The organism is Brucella sp., from assembly GCF_032066345.1.
Lineage (GTDB): Bacteria > Pseudomonadota > Alphaproteobacteria > Rhizobiales > Rhizobiaceae > Brucella > Brucella pseudogrignonensis.
Genome location: NZ_DAMBKZ010000014.1, coordinates 90,185 through 115,307, shown reverse-complemented (window position 1 = coordinate 115,307; position 25,123 = coordinate 90,185). Strand labels below are relative to the sequence as shown.

Here is a 25,123-nt window from a genome sequence, read left to right as displayed (position 1 = left end):
CGTTCAAGATCATCACCGCCGATCCGGCTGTCCAGGGCATTCTGGTCAACATCTTTGGCGGCATCATGAAGTGCGACGTTATCGCTGAAGGTGTTATCGCTGCGGTCAAGGAAGTCGGCCTCAAGGTTCCTCTGGTTGTCCGTCTTGAAGGCACCAATGTCGAGCTTGGCAAGAAGATCATCAACGAGAGCGGCCTGAATGTTATTTCGGCTGACGATCTCGACGATGCGGCACAGAAAATCGTCGCTGCAGTGAAGGGAAACTAAGGCATGTCCATTCTCGTTAACAAGGACACCAAGGTTCTCGTACAGGGCCTGACCGGCAAGACCGGTACTTTCCACACCGAACAGGCGCTTGCTTATTACGGCACGCAGATGGTCGGCGGTATTCACCCGAAAAAGGGTGGCGAAACCTGGGAAGGTCAGAAGGGCGAAAAGCTTCCGATCTTCGCAACTGTTGCAGAAGCCAAGGAACGCACAGGTGCAGACGCATCGGTGATCTACGTTCCACCAGCAGGTGCAGCAGATGCAATCATCGAAGCGATCGAAGCTGAAGTCGGCTTCATCGTCTGCATCACCGAAGGCATTCCAGTCATGGACATGGTTCGCGTCAAGGAGCGTCTGGAACGCTCGAAGTCGCGCCTGCTCGGACCGAACTGCCCCGGCATCCTGACCCCTGAAGAATGCAAGATCGGCATCATGCCGGGCAATATCTTCAAGAAGGGTTCGGTGGGTGTTGTTTCGCGCTCCGGTACACTTACCTATGAAGCAGTGTTCCAGACTTCGAACGAAGGCCTCGGCCAGACCACTGCTGTCGGTATCGGCGGCGATCCGGTCAAGGGCACCGAGTTCATCGACGTGCTGGAAATGTTCCTGGCCGACGACGAAACCAAGTCGATCGTCATGATCGGTGAAATCGGCGGTTCGGCTGAAGAAGATGCGGCTCAGTTCCTGAAGGACGAAGCAAAGCGCGGTCGCAAGAAGCCAATGGTTGGCTTTATTGCTGGCCGTACGGCTCCTGCCGGACGCACCATGGGCCATGCCGGCGCCGTGATTTCGGGCGGCAAGGGCGGCGCAGAAGACAAGATTGCAGCCATGGAATCGGCTGGCATTCGCGTGTCTCCTTCGCCAGCACAGCTCGGCAAGACGCTGGTTGAAGTCCTCAAGGGCTGAGACTACGTAGCTGATTGAAATGAACCGGCAGTGGCGAAAGCTGCTGCCGGGGCAAGCGTATCCCGAAAAGTGTGAAGCGGTTTTCGGACAAGATGCGCGCAAAAATACCGGGGCGGCCGGTTTAAGGGAATGTCAGGCTTTGGCCATCATTCTTCCGCAAGAATTGAATTTGCGATCGAGTTATGCCGGGGTCTGTTGTGGTTCCTCCCCGGCGGCGTGAGGGATGAAGGTCAAAAGCTTCCGGCCCGCGCATGATGAGCTACTACAAGGAGACGGAGCGGAGGCTCCGGATTAGGTTATGGCAAGGCAAGAACAAGCCAACGACGTTTTCGCCCTTACCTCTTTCCTCTATGGCGGCAATGCCGACTATATCGAGGAGCTGTATGCCAAGTACGAGGATGATCCCACTTCGGTTGATCAGGAATGGCGCGATTTCTTCGCACAGCTGAAAGACAATGCCGACGATGTGCGTAAGAACGCACAGGGCGCAAGCTGGACTCGCAAGAACTGGCCAATTCAGGCAAATGGCGAGTTGATCTCGGCACTCGACGGCAATTGGGCCGAAGTCGAAAAGCATGTGACCGACAAGCTCAAGGGCAAGTCTGCAAAAGGTGATGCCAAGTCCGCTTCTGCTGCCGCACTGACTTCGGAAGAGATTGCACAGGCTGCACGCGACAGCGTTCGCGCCATCATGATGATCCGCGCATTCCGTATGCGTGGCCATCTTCATGCCAATCTCGATCCGCTTGGCCTTGCTGAAAAGCCAAACGACTTTAGCGAACTTGATCCGGCAACCTATGGCTTCACGCCTGCCGATTACGATCGCAAGATCTTCATCGATAACGTTCTCGGTCTTGAATATGCGACTGTTCCGCAGATGCTTGAAATTCTCAAGCGCACCTATTGCGGCAATATCGGCGTAGAATTCATGCACATCTCTGATCCGGTCGAAAAGGCTTGGATTCAGGAACGCATCGAAGGTCCGGACAAAGGCTATGCTTTCACTGCTGAAGGCAAGAAGGCCATTCTGTCGAAGCTGATCGAAGCTGAAGGTTTCGAACAGTTCATCGACGTGAAGTACAAGGGCACCAAGCGTTTCGGTCTTGATGGCGGTGAATCGCTGATCCCTGCGCTGGAGCAGATCGTCAAGCGCGGCGGTCAGATGGGCCTCAAGGAAGTCGTGCTTGGCATGGCGCACCGTGGTCGTCTGAACGTGCTTTCCCAGGTTATGGGCAAGCCGCATCGCGCAATCTTCCACGAGTTCAAGGGCGGCTCCTATGCGCCTGACGATGTGGAAGGTTCGGGCGACGTGAAGTACCATCTTGGTGCATCGTCGGACCGCGAGTTCGATGGCAACAAGGTTCACCTTTCGCTGACTGCAAACCCGTCGCATCTTGAAATCGTCAACCCGGTTGTCATGGGCAAGGCACGCGCCAAGCAGGACCTGCTTGTTGGCCGTACCCGCGACGATATGGTGCCGCTGACGGAACGCGCCAAGGTTCTGCCGCTGCTTCTGCACGGCGATGCCGCTTTCGCAGGTCAGGGTGTTGTTGCCGAGTGTCTCGGTCTTTCGGGTCTGAAAGGCCACCGCGTTGGCGGTACTCTGCACTTCATCATCAACAACCAGATCGGCTTCACCACCAATCCGGCCTTCTCGCGTTCTTCGCCTTATCCATCGGATGTGGCAAAGATGGTTGAAGCGCCTGTTTTCCACGTCAATGGTGACGATCCGGAAGCTGTTGTCTTCGCAGCCAAGGTTGCGATGGAATTCCGCATGACCTTCCATAAGCCGGTGGTCATCGACATGTTCTGCTACCGCCGCTTCGGCCACAATGAAGGTGATGAGCCTTCATTCACCCAGCCGTTGATGTATAAGGAAATCCGCGCGCACAAGACAACTGTTCAGCTTTACAGCGACAAGCTGATTGCTGAAGGTCTTCTCGCTCAGGCTGACATCGACAAGATGAAGGCTGAATGGCGCGAAAAGCTTGAACAGGAATTTGAAGCTGGTCAGAGCTACAAGCCGAACAAGGCTGACTGGCTGGACGGTGCCTGGGCTGGCCTGCGCACGGCAGACAATGCCGACGAACAGCGCCGTGGCAAAACCGGTGTTCCGATCAAGACGCTGAAAGAAATCGGCAAGAAGCTCGTTGAAGTGCCAAAGGACTTCAATGTTCATCGCACCATTCAGCGCTTCCTCGACAACCGCGCCAAGATGATCGAAACCGGTGAAGGCCTCGATTGGGCAACGGCTGAATCGCTGGCATTCGGTTCGCTGGTTTCCGAAGGTAGCCCGATCCGTCTGTCCGGTCAGGACGTGGAGCGCGGCACCTTCTCGCAGCGTCACACGGTTCTCTATGATCAGGAAACCCAGAACCGCTATATCCCGCTGAACAACATTCAGAAGGGTCAGGCGATCTACGAAGCCATCAACTCGATGCTTTCGGAAGAAGCGGTACTTGGCTACGAATACGGTTATTCGCTGTCCGATCCACGCGCTCTGGTTCTCTGGGAAGCCCAGTTCGGTGACTTCGCCAACGGTGCTCAAGTCGTCTTCGATCAGTTCATCTCATCTGGTGAACGCAAGTGGCTGCGTATGTCGGGTCTTGTCTGCCTTCTGCCGCATGGCTTTGAAGGTCAGGGTCCTGAACATTCCTCGGCTCGTCTGGAACGCTGGTTGCAGATGTGTGCGGAAGACAACATGCAGGTCGCGAACGTTACGACGCCGGCTAACTACTTCCACATTCTGCGCCGTCAGATGAAGCGTGACTTCCGTAAGCCGCTCATCATGATGACGCCGAAGTCGCTGCTGCGCCACAAGCGTGCTGTTTCGAGCCTCAACGAACTGTCGGGCGATTCATCGTTCCACCGTCTGCTTTGGGATGACGCACAGTACAACAAGGGCGATGGTATCAAGCTTCAGAAGGATGCCAAGATCCGCCGCGTCGTTCTGTGCTCGGGTAAGGTCTATTACGATCTTTACGAAGAGCGCGAAAAGCGTGGCATCGACGATGTCTACCTGCTGCGCGTGGAACAGCTTTATCCGTTCCCTGCCAAGGCGCTCATCAACGAGCTCTCGCGCTTCCGTCATGCGGAAATCGTCTGGTGTCAGGAAGAGCCGAAGAACATGGGTGCGTGGTCGTTCATCGATCCGTATCTCGAATGGGTTCTCGCTCATATCGACGCCAAGCATCAGCGCGTTCGCTACACCGGTCGTCCGGCTGCGGCATCGCCTGCAACCGGCCTGATGTCGAAGCACCTTGCACAGCTCGAGGCTTTCCTCGAGGATGCGCTGGGAAACTAATTTAATTTTCGGCAGGGAGCGGTTTGGAAAAGCTGCTTCCGGCTTGAATTGAAATCAAATCTAAAGATCGAAGATCAACGGAAGAAGAAACCATGGCTACCGAAATTCGCGTTCCCACGCTTGGGGAGTCCGTTACTGAGGCAACCATCGGAAAGTGGTTCAAGAAGGTCGGCGATGCTATCGCTGTCGATGAACCTCTGGTGGAACTGGAAACCGACAAGGTAACAGTGGAAGTTCCAGCTGCGGCTGCGGGCGTACTGGCCGAAATCGTGGCACAGGAAGGCGACACGGTTGAAGTGAACGCACTGCTTGGCCAGATTTCTGGCGCAGGTGCTGCACCTGCTCCCAAGAAGGAAGAAGCCAAGCCAGCGGCAGCTGCTGCTCCGGCTGCGGCAGCTCCTGTTGCGTCGACATCGTCGGGTCCGGCAATGCAGCCTGCGCCTGCTGCCTCCAAGCTTCTTTCTGAAAACGGCCTTTCCGCTGATCAGGTTGAAGGTTCGGGCAAGCGCGGTCAGGTTCTCAAGGGTGACGTTCTCGACGCAATTGCTAAGGGTGTTTCGGCTGCTCCAGCCGCTCAGGCTCCTGCTGCCGCTGCACGTCCTGCTTCGTCGGCTGACGATGCACCACGCGAAGAACGCGTGAAGATGACCCGTCTGCGCCAGACCATTGCCAAGCGCCTCAAGGACGCCCAGAATACCGCTGCGATGCTGACGACTTACAACGAAGTCGACATGTCTGCGGTGATGGAACTGCGTTCGCGTTACAAGGACATCTTCGAGAAGAAGCATGGCGTCAAGCTCGGCTTCATGGGCTTCTTCACGAAGGCCGTGACCCATGCGCTGAAGGAAATCCCGGCTGTTAACGCCGAGATCGACGGCACTGACATCATCTACAAGAACTTTGCTCACGTCGGCATGGCTGTCGGCACCGACAAGGGCCTTGTTGTTCCTGTCATCCGCGATGCCGATCAGCGTTCGATCGCTGGCGTTGAAAAGGAACTGGGTCGTCTTGCAAAAGCTGCACGCGACGGTTCGCTCTCGATGGCTGATATGCAGGGCGGCACCTTCACCATCACCAATGGTGGTGTGTACGGCTCGCTGATGTCTTCGCCGATCCTCAACTCGCCGCAGTCGGGTATTCTCGGCATGCACAAGATCCAGGATCGTCCGGTTGTCGTCGGCGGTCAGATCGTCATCCGTCCGATGATGTATCTGGCTCTCAGCTATGATCACCGCATTGTTGACGGCAAGGAAGCAGTGACCTTCCTCGTTCGCGTCAAGGAAAGCCTGGAAGATCCAGAGCGTCTGGTTCTTGACCTGTAAGGAATAGAGCTATGGAGCCGGGTATCTTTTCCGCGTCGCCTTTTCTCCCGCTGATCGGCTGGAGTGTGGTTCTGCTGGTGGTTCATATCCTCCTGCAGGGCTGGACGGCGACGAAGGAACTCGGCTCCCAATGGAATGCGGGTCCGCGTGATGAAGGGCGTAAGCCCTCCGGCCATCTGGCTGGTCGCGCGGAACGTGCTTCCGCCAATTTCCGCGAGACCTACCCTGCATTTATAGCACTTGCGCTTGCACTTGTGTTCAAGGGCGATGCAGCAGGTTTCGGACTTTATGGTGCTTGGGTCTGGTTTGCCTGCCGCATCATCTATGTGCCGCTTTATCTGGCGGGTATTCCTTATATCCGCTCGCTCGTCTGGATCGGTTCGCTGGCCGGGCTTGCACTCATGTTTTTCAATCTGGTTTTTTGACGGTTGCCTGCATCCCTGAGATGCGGGGCGAGGAAAAGTGATGCATCCCTATCTGTTTGAACTTGCATCCCTGATGGCGATCTTCGTCTTTGCCATCGTTTCGCCGGGCGCTGATCTCGCCATGGTTATCCGCCAGTCACTGATGCAGGGGCGTCGCGAGGCAATCATTACCAGTTTTGGTATTGGTGCAGCCTTCATGATGCATGTCACCTATACGGTGCTTGGTCTTGGGCTGATCATTTCCCAGTCGATCTATCTCTTCAATATCGTGAAATGGTGCGGTGTGGCCTATCTGGTCTATATCGGCATCAAGGCACTGCGTGCTGGTACGACGAAGATCGATATCGATATGAGCGCACAGGACCAGCAGCGCAAGCAGAGCGCTCTCAAGGCTTTCAGTCTGGGCTTTGCCGCCAATGCGCTTAACCCCAAGGCCGTATTCTTCTTCCTTTCGATTTTCTCGACGGTTGTGAGCCTTCATACTCCGACTGAAGTGAAGCTTGGCTATGGCGTGGTAATGGCCACGGCATTGATTTCATGGTTTATCGGTGTCAGCCTTTTTATGACGACGCCAAAGATGCGCGCGGTTTTCTCGCGCGCCTCCAAATGGATCGACAGAACAAGTGGTGTGGTTTTCATCGCGCTTGGTCTGAAACTTGCCATTGCAAAAGCACAGTAACAGAGCGAAAGCGCAGTAATCACTGCCGGGAATACGAGGAGAACCGACAGATGCATGACGTTAAGAAGCTCTTCAAAGTGGTGGCGGCATCAGCCCTTGCCGTGACGGTTTTCTCAAGCGCCGTTCAGGCCGCCTGTACGCAGAACCGTGCAGTCTATCGCGATCAGGGCGATGCATACACGCTGACTTTCCATGCCGTGCAGTCCAATGCGCTCAAGATGACCCCGGCACCGACCAATGAATTCACGATTACCGCTGATGACAAGCCGGAGTTCAAACTCTCAGGTCTCGTCATTTGGCCGGAAGAAGGGGTTGCACGCCCCTATGCGCTCATTACCTATAACTGCAAGAATGGTGGCACCGAACCGGAAGACCTCGATGATTGCAGCCTCTGGCAGAGCGTTGTCTATGCGCTGAAGGAAGGCGCGGAAGCGGATGTGCTGCCAAAGGCCGATGAGCCGGCCGCGCAGGCAATCCTGTTTCCCGATCTGGCGACAGCGCTTGACGGATATGATTTTGGCGCAGCGAAACCAGAAAAGGCGCTTCAATTTGAAAGCTTCCGTTTCAAGTCGTGCTCGCCTGAAGAAGAATGATCGGATCGCCGATCTTATGAAAGTTTAATGGCCATTGCTGGTCATTCTGGATCAGACTGAAGAAGGATAGTTCAATGTCTTATGATGTGGTTGTCATTGGTACCGGCCCCGGCGGTTATGTAGCCGCAATCAAGGCCGCACAGCTTGGCCTTTCAGTGGCCGTAGTCGAAAAGCGCAAGACCTTTGGCGGCACCTGTCTCAATGTTGGCTGCATTCCTTCCAAGGCGCTGCTTCATGCGTCTGAAGTGTTTGCAGAAGCCGGTCATTCGTTCGATACGCTGGGCGTTGAAATCAGCAAGCCAAAGCTCAATCTCGAAAAGATGCTGGCTCATAAGGACGCGACCGTTAAGTCGAACACGTCTGGCGTTGAGTTCCTGTTCAAGAAGAACAAGATCACGCCTTACATCGGCACCGGCAAGATCGTCGCCAAGGGCAAGGTTTCCGTGACTGCCGAAGACGGTAGCGTTCAGGAAATCGAAGGTAAGAACATCATCATCGCAACTGGTTCTGACGTTGCGGGTATTCCAGGCGTTAAGGTCGACATCGACGAGAAGGTCATCGTGTCGTCAACCGGTGCGATTGCTTTCGACAAGGTGCCGGGTCATCTGGTTGTTGTTGGCGGTGGTGTGATCGGTCTGGAGCTTGGTTCCGTCTGGGCACGTCTTGGCGCGAAAGTGACCGTTGTTGAGTATCTCGACAAGGTTCTGGGTGCGATGGACGGCGAAGTATCCAAGCAGTTCCAGCGTCTTCTCGAAAAGCAGGGCATTGCCTTCAAACTGAGCGCAAAGGTTACTGGTGTTGAAAAGGCTGGAAAGGGCGCGAAAGTGACTTTTGAGCCGGTCAAGGGTGGCGATGCTGAAACCATTGATGCCGATGCGGTTTTGATTTCGACGGGTCGTCGTCCATACACGGATGGTCTTGGTCTGCAGGAAGCTGGCGTGAATGTCGATGATCGCGGTCGCGTTGCAATCGATGGTCACTGGCGCACCAATGTCGAAGGCATCTATGCCATCGGTGACGTGGTTCAGGGCCCGATGCTCGCACACAAGGCCGAAGATGAAGGCATTGCCGTTGCTGAAATCATCGCTGGTCAGGCAGGACACGTAAACTTCGACGTTATTCCAAGCGTTGTTTACACGCAGCCGGAAGTAGCCTCCGTCGGCAAGACCGAAGAAGAGCTGAAAGCCGCTGGCATTGAATACAAGATCGGCAAGTTCCCGTTCACTGCAAACGGTCGCGCACGCGCCATGCTGCACACGGATGGCTTTGTGAAGATCCTCGCCGACAAGGCAACGGATCGCGTTCTGGGCGCTCATATCCTCGGCTACAATGCCGGTGAAATGATCCATGAACTGACCGTACTGATGGAATTCGGTGGTTCTTCCGAAGATCTTGCACGCACCTGCCACGCGCATCCAACCATGTCGGAAGCGGTTCGCGAATCTGCCTTGGCAACCTTTGCCAAGCCAATTCACATGTAATCGTCGGTCACACGTAATTTCCGGGTTTATCCGGATGCAGAAAGGCCCGCGAAAGCGGGCCTTTTTCATAGGGTTAGTTCTGTGCCGGTGGTGTTGCAGGCGGTGCTGCTGGTGGCGTTGTTGTTTCGCCCTGTGCTGCTGGCGGTGGTGGCGGTGCAGCCGTGTCTGTGGAGCCGCCGCCTCTATAGAAGAAATAGCCGAGGATCAGAATTGCAGCGATCAGGATGACCGCAAGCAAAATACCGCTGCTGCCTCTGGGTTGTGGCGGTCTGGCAACCGGGTCGGCCATTGGATCAGCGTGACGCGGATTGTTTAGTGGATCGTTGCGTGGATCGAGTGGGTCAACCATTTGCTCTCCTCCAGTTGGTTGCAACCATTGGGAAGTCTAACGCGAGCAGGCCGGGATGGTTCCACTTCTGGGCATGCGCTTACATTGCTGTGAGCCTATAGCCCTGCGCACGCAGCAGTTCTACCAGTCCTTCCTCTCCGGGCAGATGCAGGGCACCGACGGCGATAAAGGCGTCACCAGTGGCAAGGACGGGGGCCACGCGTTGCGCCATGATGTGGTTGCGGTCTGTGAGCAAGACTTTCTGGAAAAGATCGTAGTCTTCCTTGGACAGACTGTCGGGCACGATTTTCCGCAATGCGGGCATGATCATGCCGATTTCACCCTGAAGATAGAGTGCAATCGTGGTTTCCATGGCGTCTTCGATATTGTCGCCATATTGGGCGGCGGAAATCAGGTTGCGGATATGGAAATCAAGCGGAAGCCGGTTCATCGCCTCAAGCTGCTCAACTGCACTTTCAAGACCGATGACGGTTCGGCCTTGATCCTGCGCTTCCGTAATCAGATAGCCGTCGAGGAAGTCCGCCCCTTCCAGCTTTCTTTGTCGTTCACATTTGGGCAGGGCCAACAGGCTGGTGATGATCCACGGCTTCATCTTGCCGACGGCACCCAGAATGATGCCGCGCGCTTCCAGCTTTTTGTCGATCTCTTCAAGGCGATCCTTGGGCAGATGCGATTGCAACGTTGAGCCGTCGGTGAACTGGATCAGATCAGGCTGTTCAACTTTAACCCGCAGAAAGGCTTTCTGATCGACAATGTCGGTTGCTTCGACCACGATCTTGTCGGCGTCGTCATAGGCTTTGGTCACAGCGTCGGGCAGGGCCATTACGCGCGGATCGCTTAGATGGATGGTCCCGAACAGATAAGACGGTTCGAGGCCGTCTTTCTCGATTTTCCAGAAGATACCCTTATGATTAGGCATTTCTGCCGCTTCTGCCTGAAGCTCGGACCAGAGCTTGGGGTCCTTTTTGTCCAGACCATCAATCAGATTGACCCCATGCGGGGAGCAGGCAGCGTCAGTGCTTTGCGCACGCGCATTGGCTGAACTGACGATGAGGGCACAGGCAAAAAGGAAGAACAGCTTTTTCATAGGCCGAATATAGGATGGTTAGCGTCGGATGGCACCCCTGATTAAGCGCGAGGATGCGCTTTGTCATAAACATCAAGCAGCCGAGCCGTATCGACGCCGGTATAGACCTGTGTGGTCGAGAGGCTCGCATGGCCAAGCAGTTCCTGAATGGTGCGCAGATCACCGCCGCGGCCAAGCAGATGCGTGGCAAAGGAATGGCGAAGTGCGTGCGGGGTGGCAGTGTCGGGAAGGCCGAGACCGGCGCGTAATTTCTGCATTTCGCGCTGGATGATGGCAGCGTGAAGTTCTCCGCCCTTGGCGCCTCTGAACAAAGGTTTGTCGGCAGAGAGATCAAATGGGCACAACGCGCGATACTGGGCGACAGCGCGATGCACAGCTGGCAGCAGCGGGACCATGCGGGATTTGCCGCCCTTACCGGTGATTGTGATCGAAAGCACAGATGCGTCGTTTAACGCATCGCCTGCAAGGCCGAGTGCTTCTGAAATGCGAAGGCCGCAACCATAAAGTAGTGTGAGAACGGCAGCATTGCGCGCTGCGATCCATGGCTCCTCCGCCATCTGGCCATCGGCAGCGACGACGCGACGGGCATCTTCTGCCGTTAACGGCTTTGGCAGCGATTTTGGCTGACGCGGCGCACGCATGGCACTCGCGCCTGCGGCATTGACCAGTCCGAGCTTTTCCAGATGCCGCAGCAGTGAGCGAATGCCAGCAAGTCCGCGTCCGAGTGTGCGAGCACCGGCACCGTCATTCCGGCGGTTGGCCAGATACGAACGCAAATCAGCGACGCGCAGGTTGCCGATGTCGTTGATCGAAGGCGGTTCGCCGAGATGACCGGTCAAAAATTGCAGAAACTGGCGGGTATCGCGCTCATAGGCTTCAACAGTGTTTTCCGACAGACGGCGCATGTCTTTGAGCGATTTCAGCCATTCCTCGCGCGCTGCCGCAAGATCGGCGCGGGCAGGGATAAGGAATTCGGCTTTGCTCGTCATGGTCGGGATTCGCTGTTTGAGTTGCGGTTGTTACAGTCTGACAGTGATAGGTTGCCGGGCAGTAAAGAAGCCGCTTTTCGTTTTTCTTGGCGTTTTTACAGGAAATTGGGTAAGCGATTAGAAATTGTATCTAATCACGGAATTATTCATGCCGCGTCCAGAAAACCCAATCCAGCTTGCCGTTATCGGAGCCGCCCATGGCATACGTGGCGAAGTCAGGGTCAAGACATTTACCGACGATCCGCTAGCAGTTGCTGATTACGGCCAGCTCTATGATGCGCAGGGCAAGGCTTATGAAGTGCTGGAAGCCCGCTCTGCGAAGAATGTGATTGTTGTACGCTTCAAGGGCATCAATGATCGCAATGCTGCCGAAGCGCTGAACGGTACCGAGCTTTTCATCGACCGTTCGCAGCTGCCTGATGACGAGCTCGATGAAGACGAATTCTTTCAAACCGATCTGATTGGCCTTGAAGCGCTTGATGCTGACGGCAAATCTTACGGGGTTGTAAGTGCTGTTTTCGATTTCGGCGGTGGCGACCTGATCGAGCTGAGCCTGAAGGGCAAGCGTCCGATGCTGATCCCGTTCACCGAAGCTGCAGTTCCTGAGATCGATTTCGAGGCAGGCACAATTCGGGTCGAGCCTTATGCGGCCGGACTTATCGCGGATGATGACGACAATCCGTTAAATGAGCGCGGCAAGCCACAGAACGATAAGAAGAATGAACAGAAGCGACCAAAAAAGCCATGAGTGAACAGTCTGATACGGATAAGGTTGTGCCGGGTTTTCATGCCTCGGTGCTGACGCTTTATCCCGAGATGTTTCCTGGTCCTTTGGGCGTCTCGCTTGCGGGCAAGGCACTCGCAGAAAACACATGGTCGCTCGATACCGTGCAGATTCGTGACTTTGCCGAAGGCAAGCATCGCATGGTGGATGACACGCCATCGGGCGGCGGCGCAGGCATGGTGATGAAGCCGGATGTGGTGGCACGGGCGCTCGATTCGGTGGCTGATGATCGTCCGATGCTACTAATGAGCCCACGCGGCGCGCCGCTCACCCAAAAGCGCGTGCGCGAGCTTGCTGACGGTCCGGGTGCAATTATTCTGTGTGGCCGTTTTGAAGGCGTCGATGAACGGGTGATCGAAGGACGTGCGCTCGAAGAGATTTCCATCGGCGATTATATCTTATCGGGTGGTGAGACTGCGGCTATCGTTCTGCTGGATGCGATTGTGCGGCTTCTGCCAGGTGTGATGGGTAATCGGGAATCCGGCGAAACAGAAAGCTTCGAAACCGGGCTTCTGGAACATCCGCATTATACCCGCCCGCAGGTATGGGAAGACCGTTCGATCCCTGAAATTCTCACCTCCGGCAATCATGGTGCGATTGATAAGTGGCGTCACGCTGAGGCGGAACGCATCACAAAGCAACGGCGCCCTGGTCTTTGGGAAGCCTATCGCGAGGGCAAACGCAAATGAACCTGATCCAGCGGCTCGAAAGTCTTTCCCTCGCGCTGCTGGCGCTGGGTGCATATTGGGTGAGCGGTGCAAGCTGGTGGCTTTTTGCGATTCTCATCCTTGCGCCTGACCTGTCGTTCTTTGCCTATCTCAAAGGTCCGCGTACCGGCGCTGTTGTCTATAACATCGCGCATAGCTGGATTGGCGTTGTGCTTGTGGCGGTGCTCGGCTGGGCCATGAGCTGGCCGCTTTGCTTTGCGGTTGCGCTCATCTGGGCGGTTCATATCGGCGTTGATCGCGCGCTTGGCTTTGGCTTGAAGTATGGAACCGGTTTTCAGGATACGCATCTTGGGCGGATTGGCGGGAAATAGCGATTTCGCAGCGCTGATATTGATTCATTTGCAGCAATGGTGTATTGCCGCGCCAGTTCGGGAAAACCCGACATCTTTAAACCAATAGATGGTGTACCGCTCCTGCCTGATTTTTCGGGCATAACCACAAGGCCTTAAGTGCTTGGTGGCAAGTGCAGAGCGCTCTGACTGTTTGAGAAGAATTCGTAAAGGAGTCAGATGATGACCGACATCATTCGTCAGATTGAAGCCGAACAGGCAGCAAAGATCGAAGAAAAGCGCAAGCTTCCAGATTTCCAGCCAGGTGACACCGTTCGCGTTCAGGTTCGCGTTACCGAAGGTACGCGTACCCGCGTGCAGGCCTATGAAGGCGTTTGCATTGCCCGCTCCGGCGCTGGCATCAACGAAAACTTCACCGTTCGCAAGATTTCTTACGGCGAAGGCGTAGAGCGCGTATTCCCAGTTTACTCACCAATCGTAGAGGGCGTTGAAGTTGTTCGCCGCGGTAAGGTCCGTCGCGCGAAGCTTTACTACCTTCGTGGCCTCACCGGTAAGGCTGCTCGTATTGCTGAGAAGAAAGACAACCGCACCAAGGCAGAACGCGAAGCCGATAAGGCCGCTGCTGCTAAGGCAGAAGCTGCAAAGACTGCTGCTGAATAAGCACCTCTCTGCAAGAATCTGAAAAAGGCGGTCTTTAGACCGCCTTTTTTATTTGCAAAAGCCAAAAGGCTGCGTAACATATCGCATAATTTCGCCAACATTGCGCAAGATTGTTACTGCGACACCCTGTTGCGGTTTGTGTTTCTTGACGAAATGCAGCGGCGGGTGCATATGACAGCCTAATTAAGAACCGTTCAAAGGAACCTCGCAATGAGCGCGCCGCGTACACTTTATGACAAGATCTGGGACGACCATGTAGTGGATCAGCAGGACGATGGTACCTGCCTCCTTTATATTGATCGCCATCTTGTGCACGAAGTGACAAGCCCGCAGGCTTTTGAAGGTCTGCGTATGGCAGGTCGTCAGGTGCGTCATCCTGAAAAGACGCTGGCTGTTGTCGATCACAACGTTCCAACGTCGAAAGACCGCGTGAACGGCATCAAGAACGAAGAAAGCCGCATTCAGGTTGAGGCTCTGGCCAAAAACGCTGCTGACTTCAACGTTGAATATTACTCCGAGCGTGACCGCCGTCAGGGCGTTGTGCACATCGTTGGTCCGGAACAGGGCTTCACGCTACCGGGCATGACGATTGTTTGCGGCGACAGCCACACGTCGACTCACGGGGCTTTCGGCTCGCTGGCACATGGTATCGGTACGTCGGAAGTCGAGCATGTGCTTGCGACTCAGACGCTGATCCAGAAGAAAGCCAAGAACATGCTGGTGCGTGTTGAAGGTGAACTGGCCTCGGGCGTCACCGCCAAGGACATCACGCTCGCCATCATCGGCGAAATCGGCACCGCTGGCGGTACCGGCTATGTGATCGAATATGCAGGCAGCGCTATTCGTTCGCTGTCGATGGAAGGTCGCATGACCGTCTGTAATATGTCGATTGAAGGCGGCGCACGCGCTGGTCTGATCGCACCGGACGAAACAACCTTCGCTTATGTGCAGGGTAAGCCGCGCGCACCGAAGGGCGAAGCGCTGGAACAGGCTATCGGCTACTGGAAGACGCTGCATTCTGACGAAGGCGCGCATTTCGACAAGATCGTTGAGCTGGACGCTGCCAAGATTTCACCGGTTGTATCCTGGGGCTCGTCGCCTGAAGACGTCGTCTTCGTCACCGACATCGTTCCTAATCCGGATGAGATCAAGGACGAAACCAAGCGTGCATCCAAGTGGCGTGCGCTCGATTATATGGGCCTGAAGCCAGGCACCAAGATGACCGACATCAAGATTGATCGCGTGTTCATCGGCTCATGCACCAATGGTCGTATCGAAGATCTTCGTGACGCAGCTCGTATGGCCGCTGGCAAGAAGGTTGCTAATGGCGTTAACGCGATGATCGTTCCGGGTTCGGGGCTTGTGAAGGAGCAGGCGGAAGCTGAAGGCCTCGACAAGATTTTCATTGAAGCAGGTTTTGACTGGCGCGAGCCGGGCTGCTCGATGTGCCTTGCTATGAACGATGACCGCCTGAAGCCGGGTGAACGTTGCGCTTCGACCTCGAACCGCAACTTCGAAGGCCGTCAGGGCTTCAAGGGCCGCACGCATCTTGTGTCGCCTGCCATGGCAGCGGCTGCAGCCATCGCCGGTCACTTCGTCGATATTCGCGACTGGAACTAAGCTCTTTCGTGAGCAAGTTTTAAAAAGCCGCCGGAGTGATCCGGCGGCTTTTTTCATATGTGCGAGAGGCTCATCGCAGACCGGTTTGTTTACTAAATTAGCTGCTTTTTCATGCTTTGGATGTATAAGGGCTATAAGGTGAAAATCATTCTCCTGTTTCGCTGAAAACGGCGGAATTTGCGGGGCTTAGAATTGGGGAATGCGGGCCGCATTGGCTTCGCAGGCAGGGGCCGGAAAGCGCGGATGGACGGAGCAGAGTTTATACTGCTGATCAATATGACCGTTTCCGGTCTGTTTGCGTTTACCTTTCTGGGTATCGCGGCTTTTGCACGCGATAACACAGCGGCGCCGATTTTCGCATTGGGCTTCGTTTTCGCGATGCTCTACTTTTTGACAGAACTGCTAATCCCCTCGATACCAAATGCCAAGCTTGGTTACATGCTGGGTTTTGCCACCTATTTCATGACGCTTGCCTGTCTGGTAATCGGCCTTGCGCGAATGTATTCGTCACCCGTTCCATGGTTTCCATTGGGGTTGCTGTTCGTCGGTTCGCTGTCGCTGGTCTATGGCATTTACGACATTGCGCGCAGCGAAATGCTGGGTCGCATTCTTTATCAGTCGCCTTACTTCCTCACATTGATGCTGGCTGTCTGGGTCATCATGCGAGGGCGATTGAGTGCTCGCGCTAAAAGCCGTCCATTCGGTCGGTCGTGGGGTACGCTTGATGGGCTGATGGCAGGTTTGTTTACGATCAGTGCCATTCATTTTCTTATCAAGCCCGTACTGGCTTCGCTGGTTGGTGGCGTGGGTGTTGATCCTGACGACTATGTCAGAACAGATTATGCGTTGCTGGTTCAGTCGATTGGTGCCGGTCTTTCGGTAGCGGCAGGACTTCTCTTGCTGCTCTGCCTGATGGGTGAGCTGATTTCCGATGTGACGCTTCGCTCGGAAACGGATCAGCTTTCCGGTCTCCTCAATCGCCGTGGTTTTGAATTCAGAGCCGAGGCTGCAATCGAAAAATCCAAGCGGATGCGGCAGGCTCTTTCGCTGATCGTCTGCGATATTGATTATTTCAAATTGATCAACGACACGCACGGTCATGCACTCGGTGATCGCGTGATTGCAGCTTTTGCTGATGAACTTCGCAGGTCGGCGGCGTCCAAGGGCGGTATTGCTGCGAGAATGGGTGGTGAGGAGTTTGCCGTGCTGCTTCCCGGACACACGATCCAGTCGGCATGGCGCTTTGCAGAGCGGGCGCGATTGGCCTGTGCCGATATCACGCTGCCCGGCGCTTCAGGGGATGTGGCATTTGCGGTCAGCTTCGGGGTCACGGAAATGGAGTTCGACGACTTCTTTTCCGATGTCTACAAGCGGGCAGACGGAGCGCTTTACGAGGCCAAGAAGAATGGTCGAAACTGCGTTCGCACGGCGTTGCCGATGATGCTGGACGACAATGTCGTGGAGTTCCGGGGAACCGGCAATGGTCGCAAGCTGATCTGATTTCGCAAGCAATGCGCTTTACCATTGGGCGGGCTCTTGTCTACACCCAGCTCTCGTCTACAATTGAGATGTTTCCGATTTCTGGAAATATGTTTGAGGGAAAGATTGCTCATGACCACAGATCATGCCGTCGATATTGCGCTTCTTCACCTGCGAGATGCCCATGAGTTCTCGGCACTGCTCGCAAGCTACGCGCAGGCATTGAAGCGTGGCGCGCCGCGTCGTCCGGATGAATTCTATGCCGAGCATCTCCTGCAGGATCGCGCTACCGAGATACTGGGTGCGCGTGTTGATGGCAATCTGGTCGGCTTCGTGATCTTCTACGATCTTCCGGAGCCGGTCTCGGGTCTGCGTGCAGGTCAGGTTGATCATATTTATGTGCACCACGATCATCGCGGCAAAGGCATCGCAAAGGCGCTGATTGATCTGCTTGCTGATAAGGCAGAAGAACGCAGCTGGTCCAAGCTTGTCCTTAATGCGCCCCGTGTACCAGAGGATGGTCGCAAGCTCTACGAGCAGATTGCAGCTGCTGCCGACTGGTCCAGTTACGTGATTCGCTTCGGGAACTAGGCTTATCCGCAAAAGTGGATGAAATTACACATGTTTTTCGAGATTTCGGACTTCAATCGTTTAAAATCCGAAATCACGCGAAAGTGTCGTCTAGGTGCGACCAATTGTTAGTCTTTTCGTGAAAAAGCTTCTTTGACGTGGTGGTAAAAGCGCAGTAGAAAGCGCCACATAGGGTCGTGCGACACGATCCAGCCATATTTTCTGGGTCGTGCCGGCGCAGGATCGAAAATTCTGTTTCCTGTGTTGTGCGCGACATCGAACTCGGTTTTACAGCATCGGCCCAAAAATCGTTTCTGATTTTTGGAAATCACGATGCGTAGATTCAAGAAGTTGGAGCGTCCTTTGTGCGTCCATTCGGACGCACGACGATCCAAATGAACCGGCCATTCATTTCATTGTGCCAGCAAGAGCTGAGCAAGATGAAATGGGTAGAAACGTCAGGGAAGCCCACGAGAGCCATGACACAACCGACCGCTACGCGTCAGCGTCCTTTGTCGCCGCATTTGTCGATCTATCGACCAAAGATCACGATGACGATGTCCATCATCCATCGTATCACCGGCGGCGCACTTTATTTCGGAACCCTTCTTCTCGCCGCATGGCTGATTGCCGCTGCAATCGGCGAAGATGCGTTCAACATGGTGAGCTGGGTCTATAGTTCATGGATCGGCTATCTGGTTCTGTTCGGCTATACCTGGGCGCTTCTGCACCATCTGGCCGGCGGCGTACGCCATTTCATCTGGGACATGGGTGCCGGACTTGAAAAGCACACGGCCAGCAAAATTGCCTGGCTGACGCTGGCCTTCTCGCTGCCCGCAACGATCCTTGTCTGGGTTGTTGCTTTCGCAGTGCGCTGAAAGGAGTTCTGACATGAACGATATGCGTACACCTCTCGGCAAGGTTCGCGGTCTGGGCTCGGCCAAAGAAGGCACCGGCCATTTCTGGTTTCAGCGTATGAGTGCTGTGGCACTCGTCCCGCTGGTTCTGTTTTTCATCGGTCTGGTTATTTCGCTCCATGGCGCAAGCTATGCGGAAGTGAAATCCGTTCTGGCGCATCCGTTCACCGCTCTGGTGATGGCGCTGTTCGTGCTGACCGGCGTTTACCACATGCGTCTTGGCATGCAGGTTATTATTGAAGATTACATTCACGGCGAAGGCCTGAAGGTCCTGCTCGTCATGCTCAACACCTTCTTCACGGTTGTTGTTGGCGTGGCTTGCGTCTATGCGATCCTCAAGCTGAGCTTCGGAGGTTGATAGCCCGATGGCTAGTGCAGAAAAAAACGCGGCCAGTGCTGCGGGCGAAAAGAACTACAAGTTTGTAGATCACAAGTTCGACGTTGTCGTCGTTGGTGCCGGTGGCGCAGGTCTGCGTGCAACGCTCGGTATGGCTGAGCAGGGCTTCAAGACCGCTTGCATCACCAAGGTTTTCCCAACCCGTTCGCATACGGTTGCAGCACAGGGCGGCATCGCCGCATCGCTCAAGAACATGGGTCCGGATAGCTGGCAGTGGCATATGTACGATACCGTCAAGGGATCGGACTGGCTGGGCGATACCGATGCGATGGAATATCTGGCGCGTGAAGCGCCTGCTGCGGTTTACGAACTGGAGCATTACGGTGTGCCTTTCTCGCGCACCGAAGAAGGCAAGATCTATCAGCGCCCGTTCGGTGGCCACATGCAGAATTTCGGCGACGGCCCTCCGGTTCAGCGCACCTGTGCTGCTGCTGACCGTACCGGCCACGCGATCCTGCACACGCTTTACGGCCAGTCGCTGAGAAACAACGCGCAGTTCTTCATCGAATATTTCGCGCTTGATCTCATCATGACTGATGGCGTCTGCACGGGCGTTGTCGCCTGGAACCTCGATGACGGTACAATCCATCGCTTTGCTGCCAAGATGGTGGTTCTGGCGACGGGCGGTTATGGCCGTTCCTATTTCTCGGCAACCTCGGCCCATACCTGCACCGGCGACGGCGGCGGCATGGCAGCACGCGCTGGCCTTCCGCTTCAGGACATGGAATTCGTTCAGTTCCATCCGACCGGCATTTATGGTGCGGGCTGCCTGATTACTGAGGGCGCACGCGGTGAAGGCGGCTATCTGGTCAACTCCGAAGGCGAACGCTTCATGGAGCGTTACGCGCCTTCCGCCAAGGATCTTGCTTCGCGTGACGTTGTCTCGCGCTGCATGACCATGGAAATCCGCGCTGGTCGCGGCGTTGGCAAGAACAAGGACCACATCTACCTGCATCTCGACCATCTTGATCCGGCTGTTCTGCATGAACGTCTGCCGGGCATTTCCGAGTCGGCCAAGATTTTCGCAGGCGTCGATGTGACCAAGGAACCGATCCCGGTTCTGCCAACTGTTCACTACAATATGGGCGGCATTCCAACCAACTATTGGGGCGAAGTGCTGAACCCGACGCAAGAAGATCCTGACCGCGTTCAGCCGGGCCTAATGGCCGTGGGTGAAGCAGGTTGCGCTTCCGTGCACGGTGCAAACCGTCTCGGCTCCAACTCGCTGATCGACCTTGTGGTGTTTGGCCGTGCGGCTGCAATCCGCGCTGGCGAAGTCATCGACCGCGCTGCGAAAATTCCAGACATCAACGAAACAGCTGTCGAAACGATCATGGATCGCTTCCATCGTCTTCGTTATGCCAACGGTTCGACGCCAACCGCAGAACTGCGTGAAAAGATGCAGCGCACCATGCAGGAAGACGCTGCCGTGTTCCGTACGGACGAGTCGCTCAAGCAGGGCGTCGCACGTATGGCGGAGATCTGGAAAGAACTGCCGGATATTAAGGTCTCTGACCGTTCGATGATCTGGAATTCTGATCTGGTTGAGACGCTGGAACTGGAAAACCTGATGGCTAACGCGATGGTGACAGTCGTTTCGGCTGAAGCCCGTCACGAAAGCCGCGGCGCACATGCGCATGAGGATTTCCCGGACCGTAACGACGCCGAATGGCGTAAACACACCCTTTCCTGGCTGTCGCCAAATGGCGACGTGAAGCTTGATTACCGCCCTGTTCATCTCGATCCGCTGACGACCGAGGAAGAAGGCGGCATCAGCCTGGCCAAGATCGCGCCTAAGAAGCGCGTTTACTGATCGAGGGAATGAGCAATGGTTGAACTCGCACTTCCCAAGAACTCCCGTATGCAGGAAGGCAAAACCTGGCCGCGTCCAGATGGTGCCAAGAATGTAACGGAGTTCCGCATTTATCGCTGGTCGCCGGATGACGACGCAAATCCAAGCATCGATACCTATTATATCGATCGCGATGATTGCGGCCCGATGGTGCTCGACGGTCTTCTCTACATCAAGAACAAGATCGATCCGACGTTGACGCTGCGCCGTTCGTGCCGTGAGGGCATTTGCGGCTCCTGCGCAATGAACATTGATGGCGCCAACACGCTCGCCTGCACCAAGGGCATGGACGAGATCAAGGGTTCCATCAAGGTCTATCCTCTGCCGCATATGCCGGTGGTGAAGGATCTGGTGCCTGATCTCAGCAACTTCTATGCTCAGCACCGTTCGATTGAGCCTTGGCTCAAGACGGTTTCGCCAGAGCCGCAGAAGGAATGGCTGCAGAGCCACGAAGATCGTCAGAAGCTCGATGGTCTTTACGAGTGCATTCTCTGCGCCTGCTGCTCAACCTCGTGCCCAAGCTACTGGTGGAATGGCGACCGCTACCTTGGACCAGCTGTGCTGCTTCAGGCCTATCGCTGGCTGATCGACAGCCGCGACGAAGCCAAGGGCGAACGTCTCGATAATCTCGAAGATCCGTTCCGCCTGTATCGCTGCCATACGATCATGAACTGCGCGCAAACCTGCCCGAAGGGTCTCAACCCTGCCAAGGCGATTGCCGAAATCAAGAAGATGATGGTCGAGCGCCGCGTGTAAAACGTGTTTTTATAATCGACGGAAAGGGAGGCTCATGCCTCCCTTTTCTTTTATATGTAGCGCAACCGATCCTTGATCTTTGCTGTTTCGCCGATATCTGATCTAATCAATGCAGTGTTTCGGCTTTAAAGGTCTTTCATGCTTGATCATATCGGTTTCAACATTTCCAGTATGCCAAAATCCCGTGCTTTCTATGATGCGGCTTTAGCGCCTCTGGGTATCACGCGAGCGATGGAATTCGGAGATTGGGTCGGCTATGGCCGCAACGGAAAGCCGGAATTCTGGATCGGCAAGCAGAAAGGTTCAAAGCTGGAAGGCGTTCTTCATGTCGCTTTCTCGGCAGGAACCCGCTCTGAGGTAGATCGCTTTTATGAAGCGGCACTCGCTGCAGGGGGGAGTGACAACGGCAAGCCCGGTTTGCGGGAACATTATCATCCCGATTATTATGCAGCCTTTGTAACCGATCCTGACGGCCATAATATCGAAGCCGTCTGCCATCTTCCGGAATAAAAAAGCGGGCTAGGCCCGCTTTTGTTGATCAAACCAGCTTGGCGTCCAGTGTTACTTCGATTGCACCCAGTGCTTTCGAAAGCGGGCAGGATTCTTTTGCTTTCTTGGCAAGGCTTGCAAAATCTTCCTCAGATATGCCGGGAATGCTTGCACTGAGCGTCAATGCACTGCGGGAGATTGCAAAGCCACCACCTGTAGCGGGGCCGACTGTTACGGCTGCTGTCGCGTCGAGTTTTTCTGGTGGCGTGCCGTGTTCGGTAAGCAGGGCTGACAGCTGCATGGCGAAGCAACCTGCGTGGGCGGCACCGAGAAGCTCTTCTGGGTTGGTGCCTGCGCGGCCGCTTTCATCTTCGAAGCGCGCCTTGAAATCATAGGGCAGGTCTTTCAGCGCACCGCTCTGGGTATTGAGCGTGCCTTTGCCGTCTTTGAGTGTACCTTTCCAGACTGCGGTTGCTTTTCTGTCCATGGGGAAGCTCCTCTCGATTGGTTTCTTCCAACCAGATAGGGCGGCTTCCCATGGCTTCCAGTGTCAGTTTTGGGCAAACTTACGGTTTGTATCGACTGCCCATGCCAGTGACAGCATCAGAATGATGATGATGATCATGTTGAAGAAAAAGCGATCATAGGGCATCGGAAAGTAAACAAACTTGCCGAGAATTCCGATGACCATGGCAAAGACGATACCATTCAATCGAGGAATATCGGCTTTAATGCCGGCTTTCGCCATCGCTGCCCAAGCGACCAGTGCCAGCAACAGCATGGAAGGCCAGCTTTCGAGATAAAGCGCCAGAATGATCCCCCGAATATAGGCTTTGACGAGCAGAACGACCGAAAAATCTGGCTTAAATCCAGTCATGGAACTCTGCATCTCGATGCAGGTGAAATAAAGATGCGCCCACCAGCCGGGATGTCCGGCGGCTTTTTCCATCATCAGGCCTGCCACGATGCAGGCCGCAAAGGCGATCAGCAGTGGAAGTTTACGCCAGCCGAACAGAACTGCTGTGATCAGCAGAGCAAAGATCATGATGATGTTGTCTGGACGGATTGTGAAAGATAGCACGAGCAGCAAGGCACCCAGCCAATCGCGCTCGCGCAGAATGGCGAAAATGGCGGCGAAGGAAAGCGCTGCCATGGCGATGTCCGGAAAGACCGCTGATGTTATTGGGCCATAACCGGCCAGTAAAAGCGCGGGTCCAACCAGGAGCCCGGCCTGAAGCGCATTATAGCTGCCAAGCAGCCAAAGCATCAGCAGCCCGGTAGCGAACGCTGCTGAGATGCTGATGAGGTGGCCGCCACGGACCAGCCCTGTATAGGGTTCCAGCCAGCGCAGAAGTAGAATATAGCCCGCTTTGACGCGGTACATGACGAGCTGCGATTTGAAATTATCGGGGCTTACCCACTGGGCGCTTCGATAGTCTCCACCATATTTCAGCGCTTGCAGCTCGCCCTCTGAGGTAACTTCTGCGACTTGCCGCCATGTTTCCGTATGCAGTTGGGTCGCATCGGGATAGCGGTTTTCCAGCGCTGTTGCGATATAAGGGATCATATCCCAGTTCTGGTCGGGCTTTACGACTGAATAGATGATGGCGGCTGCCATAGCGGCGATAATGGCTAGTGCGCCTGCAATTTTGGATAGTTTGTGAACGCATTCCGTTGACCACAAGCCTGCCTGCAACTGCAGGAGCCCGTCGATCAATCGCTCATTGGTATGCATGCCCCGAGGCCCCCACGCCTATGCTCAGTCTTGCTTTTTTAGCAGAAATGGGAGCTTTTTCCAGTCCGCGTGTGAAGCTGAGAGCGGTTCTAGTTAAGGCTGAATCGTTGGAACCGCTGTAACTATTTTTTTACGCATTATCCGACGCAAAACCGGTTCCCACTTTTGCTGGAAATGCTTTAAATCGCTTCGCCCTGTAAAAGACGTGGTGTATCCCCCGAAAGACCCGCTGCCTGCTTGATGAAGAAGGACTTGAGGCTTGGAACGCGGTCAACAAGACCCAGTCCAATGTCGCGAATGGTTCGGACTGCCGGATTGTCGTTGGAGAACAATTTGGTCAGTACGTCTGTTGTGACACCCATCTGCACCGTGTCGAACCGGCGCCATGCCTGATAGCGTTCCAGTGCTGCGAAAGAGCCGATGTCGAGGCCAAGGCGATCGGTCTCGACGATAACTTCGGCAATGGCTGCCGCATCACGGAAACCGAGATTGAGGCCCTGACCGGCAATCGGGTGGATGCGGTGGGCTGCATCACCCACAAGTGCAAAGCGTGGCTTGACGAACTCGCGGGCCAGTGTGAGGCCAAGCGGAAAGGCGCGGCGCGGACCCTCAACAGTCAGCGCGCCAAGGCGATGACCGAAACGCTGCTCAAGTTCGGTCTCAAAGATGAAATCATCTTCGCGGATCAGGCGTTCGGCATCGGCTGTGCGTTCCGTCCAGACGAGCGAGCTGCGATTGCCCTTCAGTGGCAGGATGGCAAATGGACCTGCGGGCAGGAAATGCTCATCAGCACGACCACCATGCGGGCGCTCATGGGCGACGTTGCAGACGATGCCTGATTGGTCATAGTCCCAGTTGACGGTCTTGATGCCAGCAATGTCGCGCAGGCGCGATTTTGCGCCGTCTGCGGCAATCAGCAGGCGGGTGATGAGTGTTTCACCATTGGCCAGCTTCACGGCAACTGATTCAGGATTGGTTTCAAAATTCTCGACGCTCATGCCTTCGATGAAGGTGATGCCGAGTGCATCTGCTTGTCTGTGAAGGGCGGTGTTGAGCACACGGTTTTCAACCATATGGGCAAAAGGCTCGCCCGGGTTCACGTCGCCAGAGAAGGTTAGGAAGACAGGTCGTACCGGATCGGAGGTGCGGGAATCGGTGACGACCATTTCTGTGATGGGCTGTGCGTCGGTGACGATTTCCTGCCAGCAGCCGAGCTTGTCGAGCATACGCGAAGCAGCTGCTGCAATGGAGGATGCACGCGGGTCGTTCTTCCATGCGCCTGCCGGTGCGCCGTCGATGACGGTAACTGAAAGATGCGGAGCTGCCGATTTGACCGCAACGGCAGTAACGAGGCCGACATAGCCGCCGCCTGCGATTACCAAATCGTTCTTGCCCGTGGTTCCCTGCTTGCTTGCGGCAGACATCGCTTCTTCCTTTCGGATATT

General features: G+C 55.2%; 25 protein-coding genes and 1 pseudogene. 20 read left to right on the top strand and 6 right to left on the bottom strand.

Annotation, left to right across the window (positions count from 1 at the left end; genetic code table 11):
• The 8 genes and pseudogenes from sucC to lpdA all read left to right on the top strand — a co-directional run.
• Nucleotides 1-266 (top strand): annotated as a pseudogene (gene sucC / locus RT142_RS17260) (succinate--CoA ligase subunit beta); the annotation flags it as partial.
• Nucleotides 267-269: 3 nt separating this feature from the next.
• The gene (gene sucD / locus RT142_RS17255; RefSeq protein WP_064322186.1) at nucleotides 270-1,172 is read left to right on the top strand and encodes a succinate--CoA ligase subunit alpha; all 903 of its coding nucleotides are present in this window, start codon (nucleotides 270-272) and stop codon (nucleotides 1,170-1,172) included.
• 298 nt (nucleotides 1,173-1,470) lie between these two features.
• Complete coding sequence (locus RT142_RS17250) at nucleotides 1,471-4,476, top strand: 2-oxoglutarate dehydrogenase E1 component (protein WP_007872218.1); 3,006 nt, start codon at nucleotides 1,471-1,473, stop codon at nucleotides 4,474-4,476.
• Nucleotides 4,477-4,568: 92 nt separating this feature from the next.
• Complete coding sequence (gene odhB, locus RT142_RS17245) at nucleotides 4,569-5,798, top strand: 2-oxoglutarate dehydrogenase complex dihydrolipoyllysine-residue succinyltransferase (RefSeq protein WP_105519022.1); 1,230 nt, start codon at nucleotides 4,569-4,571, stop codon at nucleotides 5,796-5,798.
• A gap of 11 nt (nucleotides 5,799-5,809) precedes the next feature.
• Nucleotides 5,810-6,223: an MAPEG family protein gene (locus RT142_RS17240; RefSeq protein WP_007872214.1), complete on the top strand. Its 414-nt coding sequence runs from the start codon at nucleotides 5,810-5,812 to the stop codon at nucleotides 6,221-6,223.
• A gap of 40 nt (nucleotides 6,224-6,263) precedes the next feature.
• A complete protein-coding gene (locus tag RT142_RS17235) occupies nucleotides 6,264-6,902 on the top strand; it encodes a LysE family translocator (RefSeq protein ID WP_007872212.1) in 639 nt (212 codons plus the stop codon).
• A 50-nt stretch (nucleotides 6,903-6,952) separates the two neighbouring features.
• A complete protein-coding gene (locus RT142_RS17230; protein WP_007872210.1) occupies nucleotides 6,953-7,495 on the top strand; it encodes a hypothetical protein in 543 nt (180 codons plus the stop codon).
• 74 nt (nucleotides 7,496-7,569) lie between these two features.
• Nucleotides 7,570-8,976, top strand: coding sequence for a dihydrolipoyl dehydrogenase (gene lpdA / locus RT142_RS17225; RefSeq protein WP_313030183.1), 1,407 nt, complete (start codon nucleotides 7,570-7,572; stop codon nucleotides 8,974-8,976).
• A 73-nt stretch (nucleotides 8,977-9,049) separates the two neighbouring features.
• Here lpdA and RT142_RS17220 read toward each other — a convergent pair whose 3' ends face one another.
• The 3 genes from RT142_RS17220 to RT142_RS17210 all read right to left on the bottom strand — a co-directional run bounded on the left by RT142_RS17220 (nucleotide 9,050) and on the right by RT142_RS17210 (nucleotide 11,401).
• The gene (locus RT142_RS17220) at nucleotides 9,050-9,325 is read right to left on the bottom strand and encodes a hypothetical protein (protein ID WP_007872205.1); all 276 of its coding nucleotides are present in this window, start codon (nucleotides 9,323-9,325) and stop codon (nucleotides 9,050-9,052) included.
• Between the two features lie 79 nt (nucleotides 9,326-9,404).
• On the bottom strand, nucleotides 9,405-10,412 hold the full coding sequence (locus tag RT142_RS17215; RefSeq protein ID WP_112807147.1) for a TraB/GumN family protein: 1,008 nt from the start codon (nucleotides 10,410-10,412) through the stop codon (nucleotides 9,405-9,407).
• 41 nt (nucleotides 10,413-10,453) lie between these two features.
• The gene (locus tag RT142_RS17210; protein ID WP_112807149.1) at nucleotides 10,454-11,401 is read right to left on the bottom strand and encodes a tyrosine recombinase XerC; all 948 of its coding nucleotides are present in this window, start codon (nucleotides 11,399-11,401) and stop codon (nucleotides 10,454-10,456) included.
• A 148-nt stretch (nucleotides 11,402-11,549) separates the two neighbouring features.
• Between RT142_RS17210 and rimM the strand changes: the two genes are divergently transcribed.
• The 12 genes from rimM (at nucleotide 11,550) to RT142_RS17150 (ending at nucleotide 21,964) form a co-directional block, all read left to right on the top strand.
• Nucleotides 11,550-12,149, top strand: coding sequence for a ribosome maturation factor RimM (gene rimM, locus RT142_RS17205; protein WP_079212422.1), 600 nt, complete (start codon nucleotides 11,550-11,552; stop codon nucleotides 12,147-12,149).
• Nucleotides 12,146-12,874, top strand: a complete 729-nt coding sequence (gene trmD / locus RT142_RS17200) for a tRNA (guanosine(37)-N1)-methyltransferase TrmD (protein ID WP_313030179.1) — start codon at nucleotides 12,146-12,148, stop codon at nucleotides 12,872-12,874. Before rimM ends, trmD begins: the two co-directional genes overlap by 4 nt.
• Entirely contained in the window at nucleotides 12,871-13,224 is a 354-nt protein-coding gene (locus tag RT142_RS17195) for a DUF4260 domain-containing protein (RefSeq protein ID WP_007872192.1), read from the top strand. Before trmD ends, RT142_RS17195 begins: the two co-directional genes overlap by 4 nt.
• Nucleotides 13,225-13,425: 201 nt before the next feature.
• The gene (rplS, locus tag RT142_RS17190; RefSeq protein WP_039859357.1) at nucleotides 13,426-13,863 is read left to right on the top strand and encodes a 50S ribosomal protein L19; all 438 of its coding nucleotides are present in this window, start codon (nucleotides 13,426-13,428) and stop codon (nucleotides 13,861-13,863) included.
• Nucleotides 13,864-14,073: 210 nt separating this feature from the next.
• Nucleotides 14,074-15,483, top strand: coding sequence for a 3-isopropylmalate dehydratase large subunit (gene leuC / locus RT142_RS17185; RefSeq protein ID WP_007872185.1), 1,410 nt, complete (start codon nucleotides 14,074-14,076; stop codon nucleotides 15,481-15,483).
• Nucleotides 15,484-15,726: 243 nt separating this feature from the next.
• Nucleotides 15,727-16,983: a GGDEF domain-containing protein gene (locus RT142_RS17180; RefSeq protein ID WP_313030175.1), complete on the top strand. Its 1,257-nt coding sequence runs from the start codon at nucleotides 15,727-15,729 to the stop codon at nucleotides 16,981-16,983.
• A gap of 111 nt (nucleotides 16,984-17,094) precedes the next feature.
• Entirely contained in the window at nucleotides 17,095-17,553 is a 459-nt protein-coding gene (locus RT142_RS17175; protein ID WP_007872181.1) for a GNAT family N-acetyltransferase, read from the top strand.
• A 458-nt stretch (nucleotides 17,554-18,011) separates the two neighbouring features.
• Nucleotides 18,012-18,410: a succinate dehydrogenase, cytochrome b556 subunit gene (sdhC, locus tag RT142_RS17170; RefSeq protein ID WP_079212418.1), complete on the top strand. Its 399-nt coding sequence runs from the start codon at nucleotides 18,012-18,014 to the stop codon at nucleotides 18,408-18,410.
• Between the two features lie 13 nt (nucleotides 18,411-18,423).
• Nucleotides 18,424-18,807: a succinate dehydrogenase, hydrophobic membrane anchor protein gene (gene sdhD, locus RT142_RS17165; RefSeq protein ID WP_064322173.1), complete on the top strand. Its 384-nt coding sequence runs from the start codon at nucleotides 18,424-18,426 to the stop codon at nucleotides 18,805-18,807.
• A gap of 7 nt (nucleotides 18,808-18,814) precedes the next feature.
• Nucleotides 18,815-20,659: a succinate dehydrogenase flavoprotein subunit gene (sdhA, locus tag RT142_RS17160; protein WP_113485672.1), complete on the top strand. Its 1,845-nt coding sequence runs from the start codon at nucleotides 18,815-18,817 to the stop codon at nucleotides 20,657-20,659.
• A gap of 15 nt (nucleotides 20,660-20,674) precedes the next feature.
• On the top strand, nucleotides 20,675-21,454 hold the full coding sequence (locus tag RT142_RS17155; RefSeq protein WP_007872174.1) for a succinate dehydrogenase iron-sulfur subunit: 780 nt from the start codon (nucleotides 20,675-20,677) through the stop codon (nucleotides 21,452-21,454).
• A gap of 138 nt (nucleotides 21,455-21,592) precedes the next feature.
• Nucleotides 21,593-21,964 carry a VOC family protein gene (locus RT142_RS17150; RefSeq protein ID WP_007872173.1) on the top strand — a complete coding sequence of 124 codons (372 nt, stop codon included), beginning with the start codon at nucleotides 21,593-21,595 and terminating at the stop codon, nucleotides 21,962-21,964.
• A 28-nt stretch (nucleotides 21,965-21,992) separates the two neighbouring features.
• Here RT142_RS17150 and RT142_RS17145 read toward each other — a convergent pair whose 3' ends face one another.
• The 3 genes from RT142_RS17145 to RT142_RS17135 form a co-directional block, all read right to left on the bottom strand.
• Nucleotides 21,993-22,430 (bottom strand): OsmC family protein, encoded by a 438-nt coding sequence (locus tag RT142_RS17145; RefSeq protein ID WP_313030169.1) that lies wholly within the window; start codon nucleotides 22,428-22,430, stop codon nucleotides 21,993-21,995.
• 63 nt (nucleotides 22,431-22,493) lie between these two features.
• The gene (locus RT142_RS17140; protein WP_313030166.1) at nucleotides 22,494-23,678 is read right to left on the bottom strand and encodes a hypothetical protein; all 1,185 of its coding nucleotides are present in this window, start codon (nucleotides 23,676-23,678) and stop codon (nucleotides 22,494-22,496) included.
• A 179-nt stretch (nucleotides 23,679-23,857) separates the two neighbouring features.
• Nucleotides 23,858-25,102: a ubiquinone biosynthesis hydroxylase gene (locus RT142_RS17135; protein WP_007872170.1), complete on the bottom strand. Its 1,245-nt coding sequence runs from the start codon at nucleotides 25,100-25,102 to the stop codon at nucleotides 23,858-23,860.
• Nucleotides 25,103-25,123: the final 21 nt, after the last annotated feature.

What these genes read in the sequence shown, in the direction of transcription:
- leuC (WP_007872185.1), top strand. Translation starts at nt 14,074, where the DNA reads ATGAGCGCGCCGCGTACACTTTATGACAAGATCTGGGACGACCATGTA.
- RT142_RS17235 (WP_007872212.1), top strand. Translation starts at nt 6,264, where the DNA reads ATGCATCCCTATCTGTTTGAACTTGCATCCCTGATGGCGATCTTCGTC.
- trmD (WP_313030179.1), top strand. Translation starts at nt 12,146, where the DNA reads ATGAGTGAACAGTCTGATACGGATAAGGTTGTGCCGGGTTTTCATGCC.
- RT142_RS17145 (WP_313030169.1), bottom strand. Translation starts at nt 22,430, where the DNA reads ATGGACAGAAAAGCAACCGCAGTCTGGAAAGGTACACTCAAAGACGGC.
- RT142_RS17215 (WP_112807147.1), bottom strand. Translation starts at nt 10,412, where the DNA reads ATGAAAAAGCTGTTCTTCCTTTTTGCCTGTGCCCTCATCGTCAGTTCA.
- RT142_RS17140 (WP_313030166.1), bottom strand. Translation starts at nt 23,678, where the DNA reads ATGCATACCAATGAGCGATTGATCGACGGGCTCCTGCAGTTGCAGGCA.
- sdhC (WP_079212418.1), top strand. Translation starts at nt 18,012, where the DNA reads ATGACACAACCGACCGCTACGCGTCAGCGTCCTTTGTCGCCGCATTTG.
- RT142_RS17250 (WP_007872218.1), top strand. Translation starts at nt 1,471, where the DNA reads ATGGCAAGGCAAGAACAAGCCAACGACGTTTTCGCCCTTACCTCTTTC.
- sdhA (WP_113485672.1), top strand. Translation starts at nt 18,815, where the DNA reads ATGGCTAGTGCAGAAAAAAACGCGGCCAGTGCTGCGGGCGAAAAGAAC.
- RT142_RS17135 (WP_007872170.1), bottom strand. Translation starts at nt 25,102, where the DNA reads ATGTCTGCCGCAAGCAAGCAGGGAACCACGGGCAAGAACGATTTGGTA.
- RT142_RS17220 (WP_007872205.1), bottom strand. Translation starts at nt 9,325, where the DNA reads ATGGTTGACCCACTCGATCCACGCAACGATCCACTAAACAATCCGCGT.
- RT142_RS17180 (WP_313030175.1), top strand. Translation starts at nt 15,727, where the DNA reads ATGGACGGAGCAGAGTTTATACTGCTGATCAATATGACCGTTTCCGGT.
- RT142_RS17195 (WP_007872192.1), top strand. Translation starts at nt 12,871, where the DNA reads ATGAACCTGATCCAGCGGCTCGAAAGTCTTTCCCTCGCGCTGCTGGCG.
- RT142_RS17230 (WP_007872210.1), top strand. Translation starts at nt 6,953, where the DNA reads ATGCATGACGTTAAGAAGCTCTTCAAAGTGGTGGCGGCATCAGCCCTT.
- lpdA (WP_313030183.1), top strand. Translation starts at nt 7,570, where the DNA reads ATGTCTTATGATGTGGTTGTCATTGGTACCGGCCCCGGCGGTTATGTA.
- RT142_RS17175 (WP_007872181.1), top strand. Translation starts at nt 17,095, where the DNA reads ATGACCACAGATCATGCCGTCGATATTGCGCTTCTTCACCTGCGAGAT.
- RT142_RS17150 (WP_007872173.1), top strand. Translation starts at nt 21,593, where the DNA reads ATGCTTGATCATATCGGTTTCAACATTTCCAGTATGCCAAAATCCCGT.
- rplS (WP_039859357.1), top strand. Translation starts at nt 13,426, where the DNA reads ATGACCGACATCATTCGTCAGATTGAAGCCGAACAGGCAGCAAAGATC.
- rimM (WP_079212422.1), top strand. Translation starts at nt 11,550, where the DNA reads ATGCCGCGTCCAGAAAACCCAATCCAGCTTGCCGTTATCGGAGCCGCC.
- RT142_RS17155 (WP_007872174.1), top strand. Translation starts at nt 20,675, where the DNA reads ATGGTTGAACTCGCACTTCCCAAGAACTCCCGTATGCAGGAAGGCAAA.
- sdhD (WP_064322173.1), top strand. Translation starts at nt 18,424, where the DNA reads ATGAACGATATGCGTACACCTCTCGGCAAGGTTCGCGGTCTGGGCTCG.
- RT142_RS17240 (WP_007872214.1), top strand. Translation starts at nt 5,810, where the DNA reads ATGGAGCCGGGTATCTTTTCCGCGTCGCCTTTTCTCCCGCTGATCGGC.
- RT142_RS17210 (WP_112807149.1), bottom strand. Translation starts at nt 11,401, where the DNA reads ATGACGAGCAAAGCCGAATTCCTTATCCCTGCCCGCGCCGATCTTGCG.
- sucD (WP_064322186.1), top strand. Translation starts at nt 270, where the DNA reads ATGTCCATTCTCGTTAACAAGGACACCAAGGTTCTCGTACAGGGCCTG.
- odhB (WP_105519022.1), top strand. Translation starts at nt 4,569, where the DNA reads ATGGCTACCGAAATTCGCGTTCCCACGCTTGGGGAGTCCGTTACTGAG.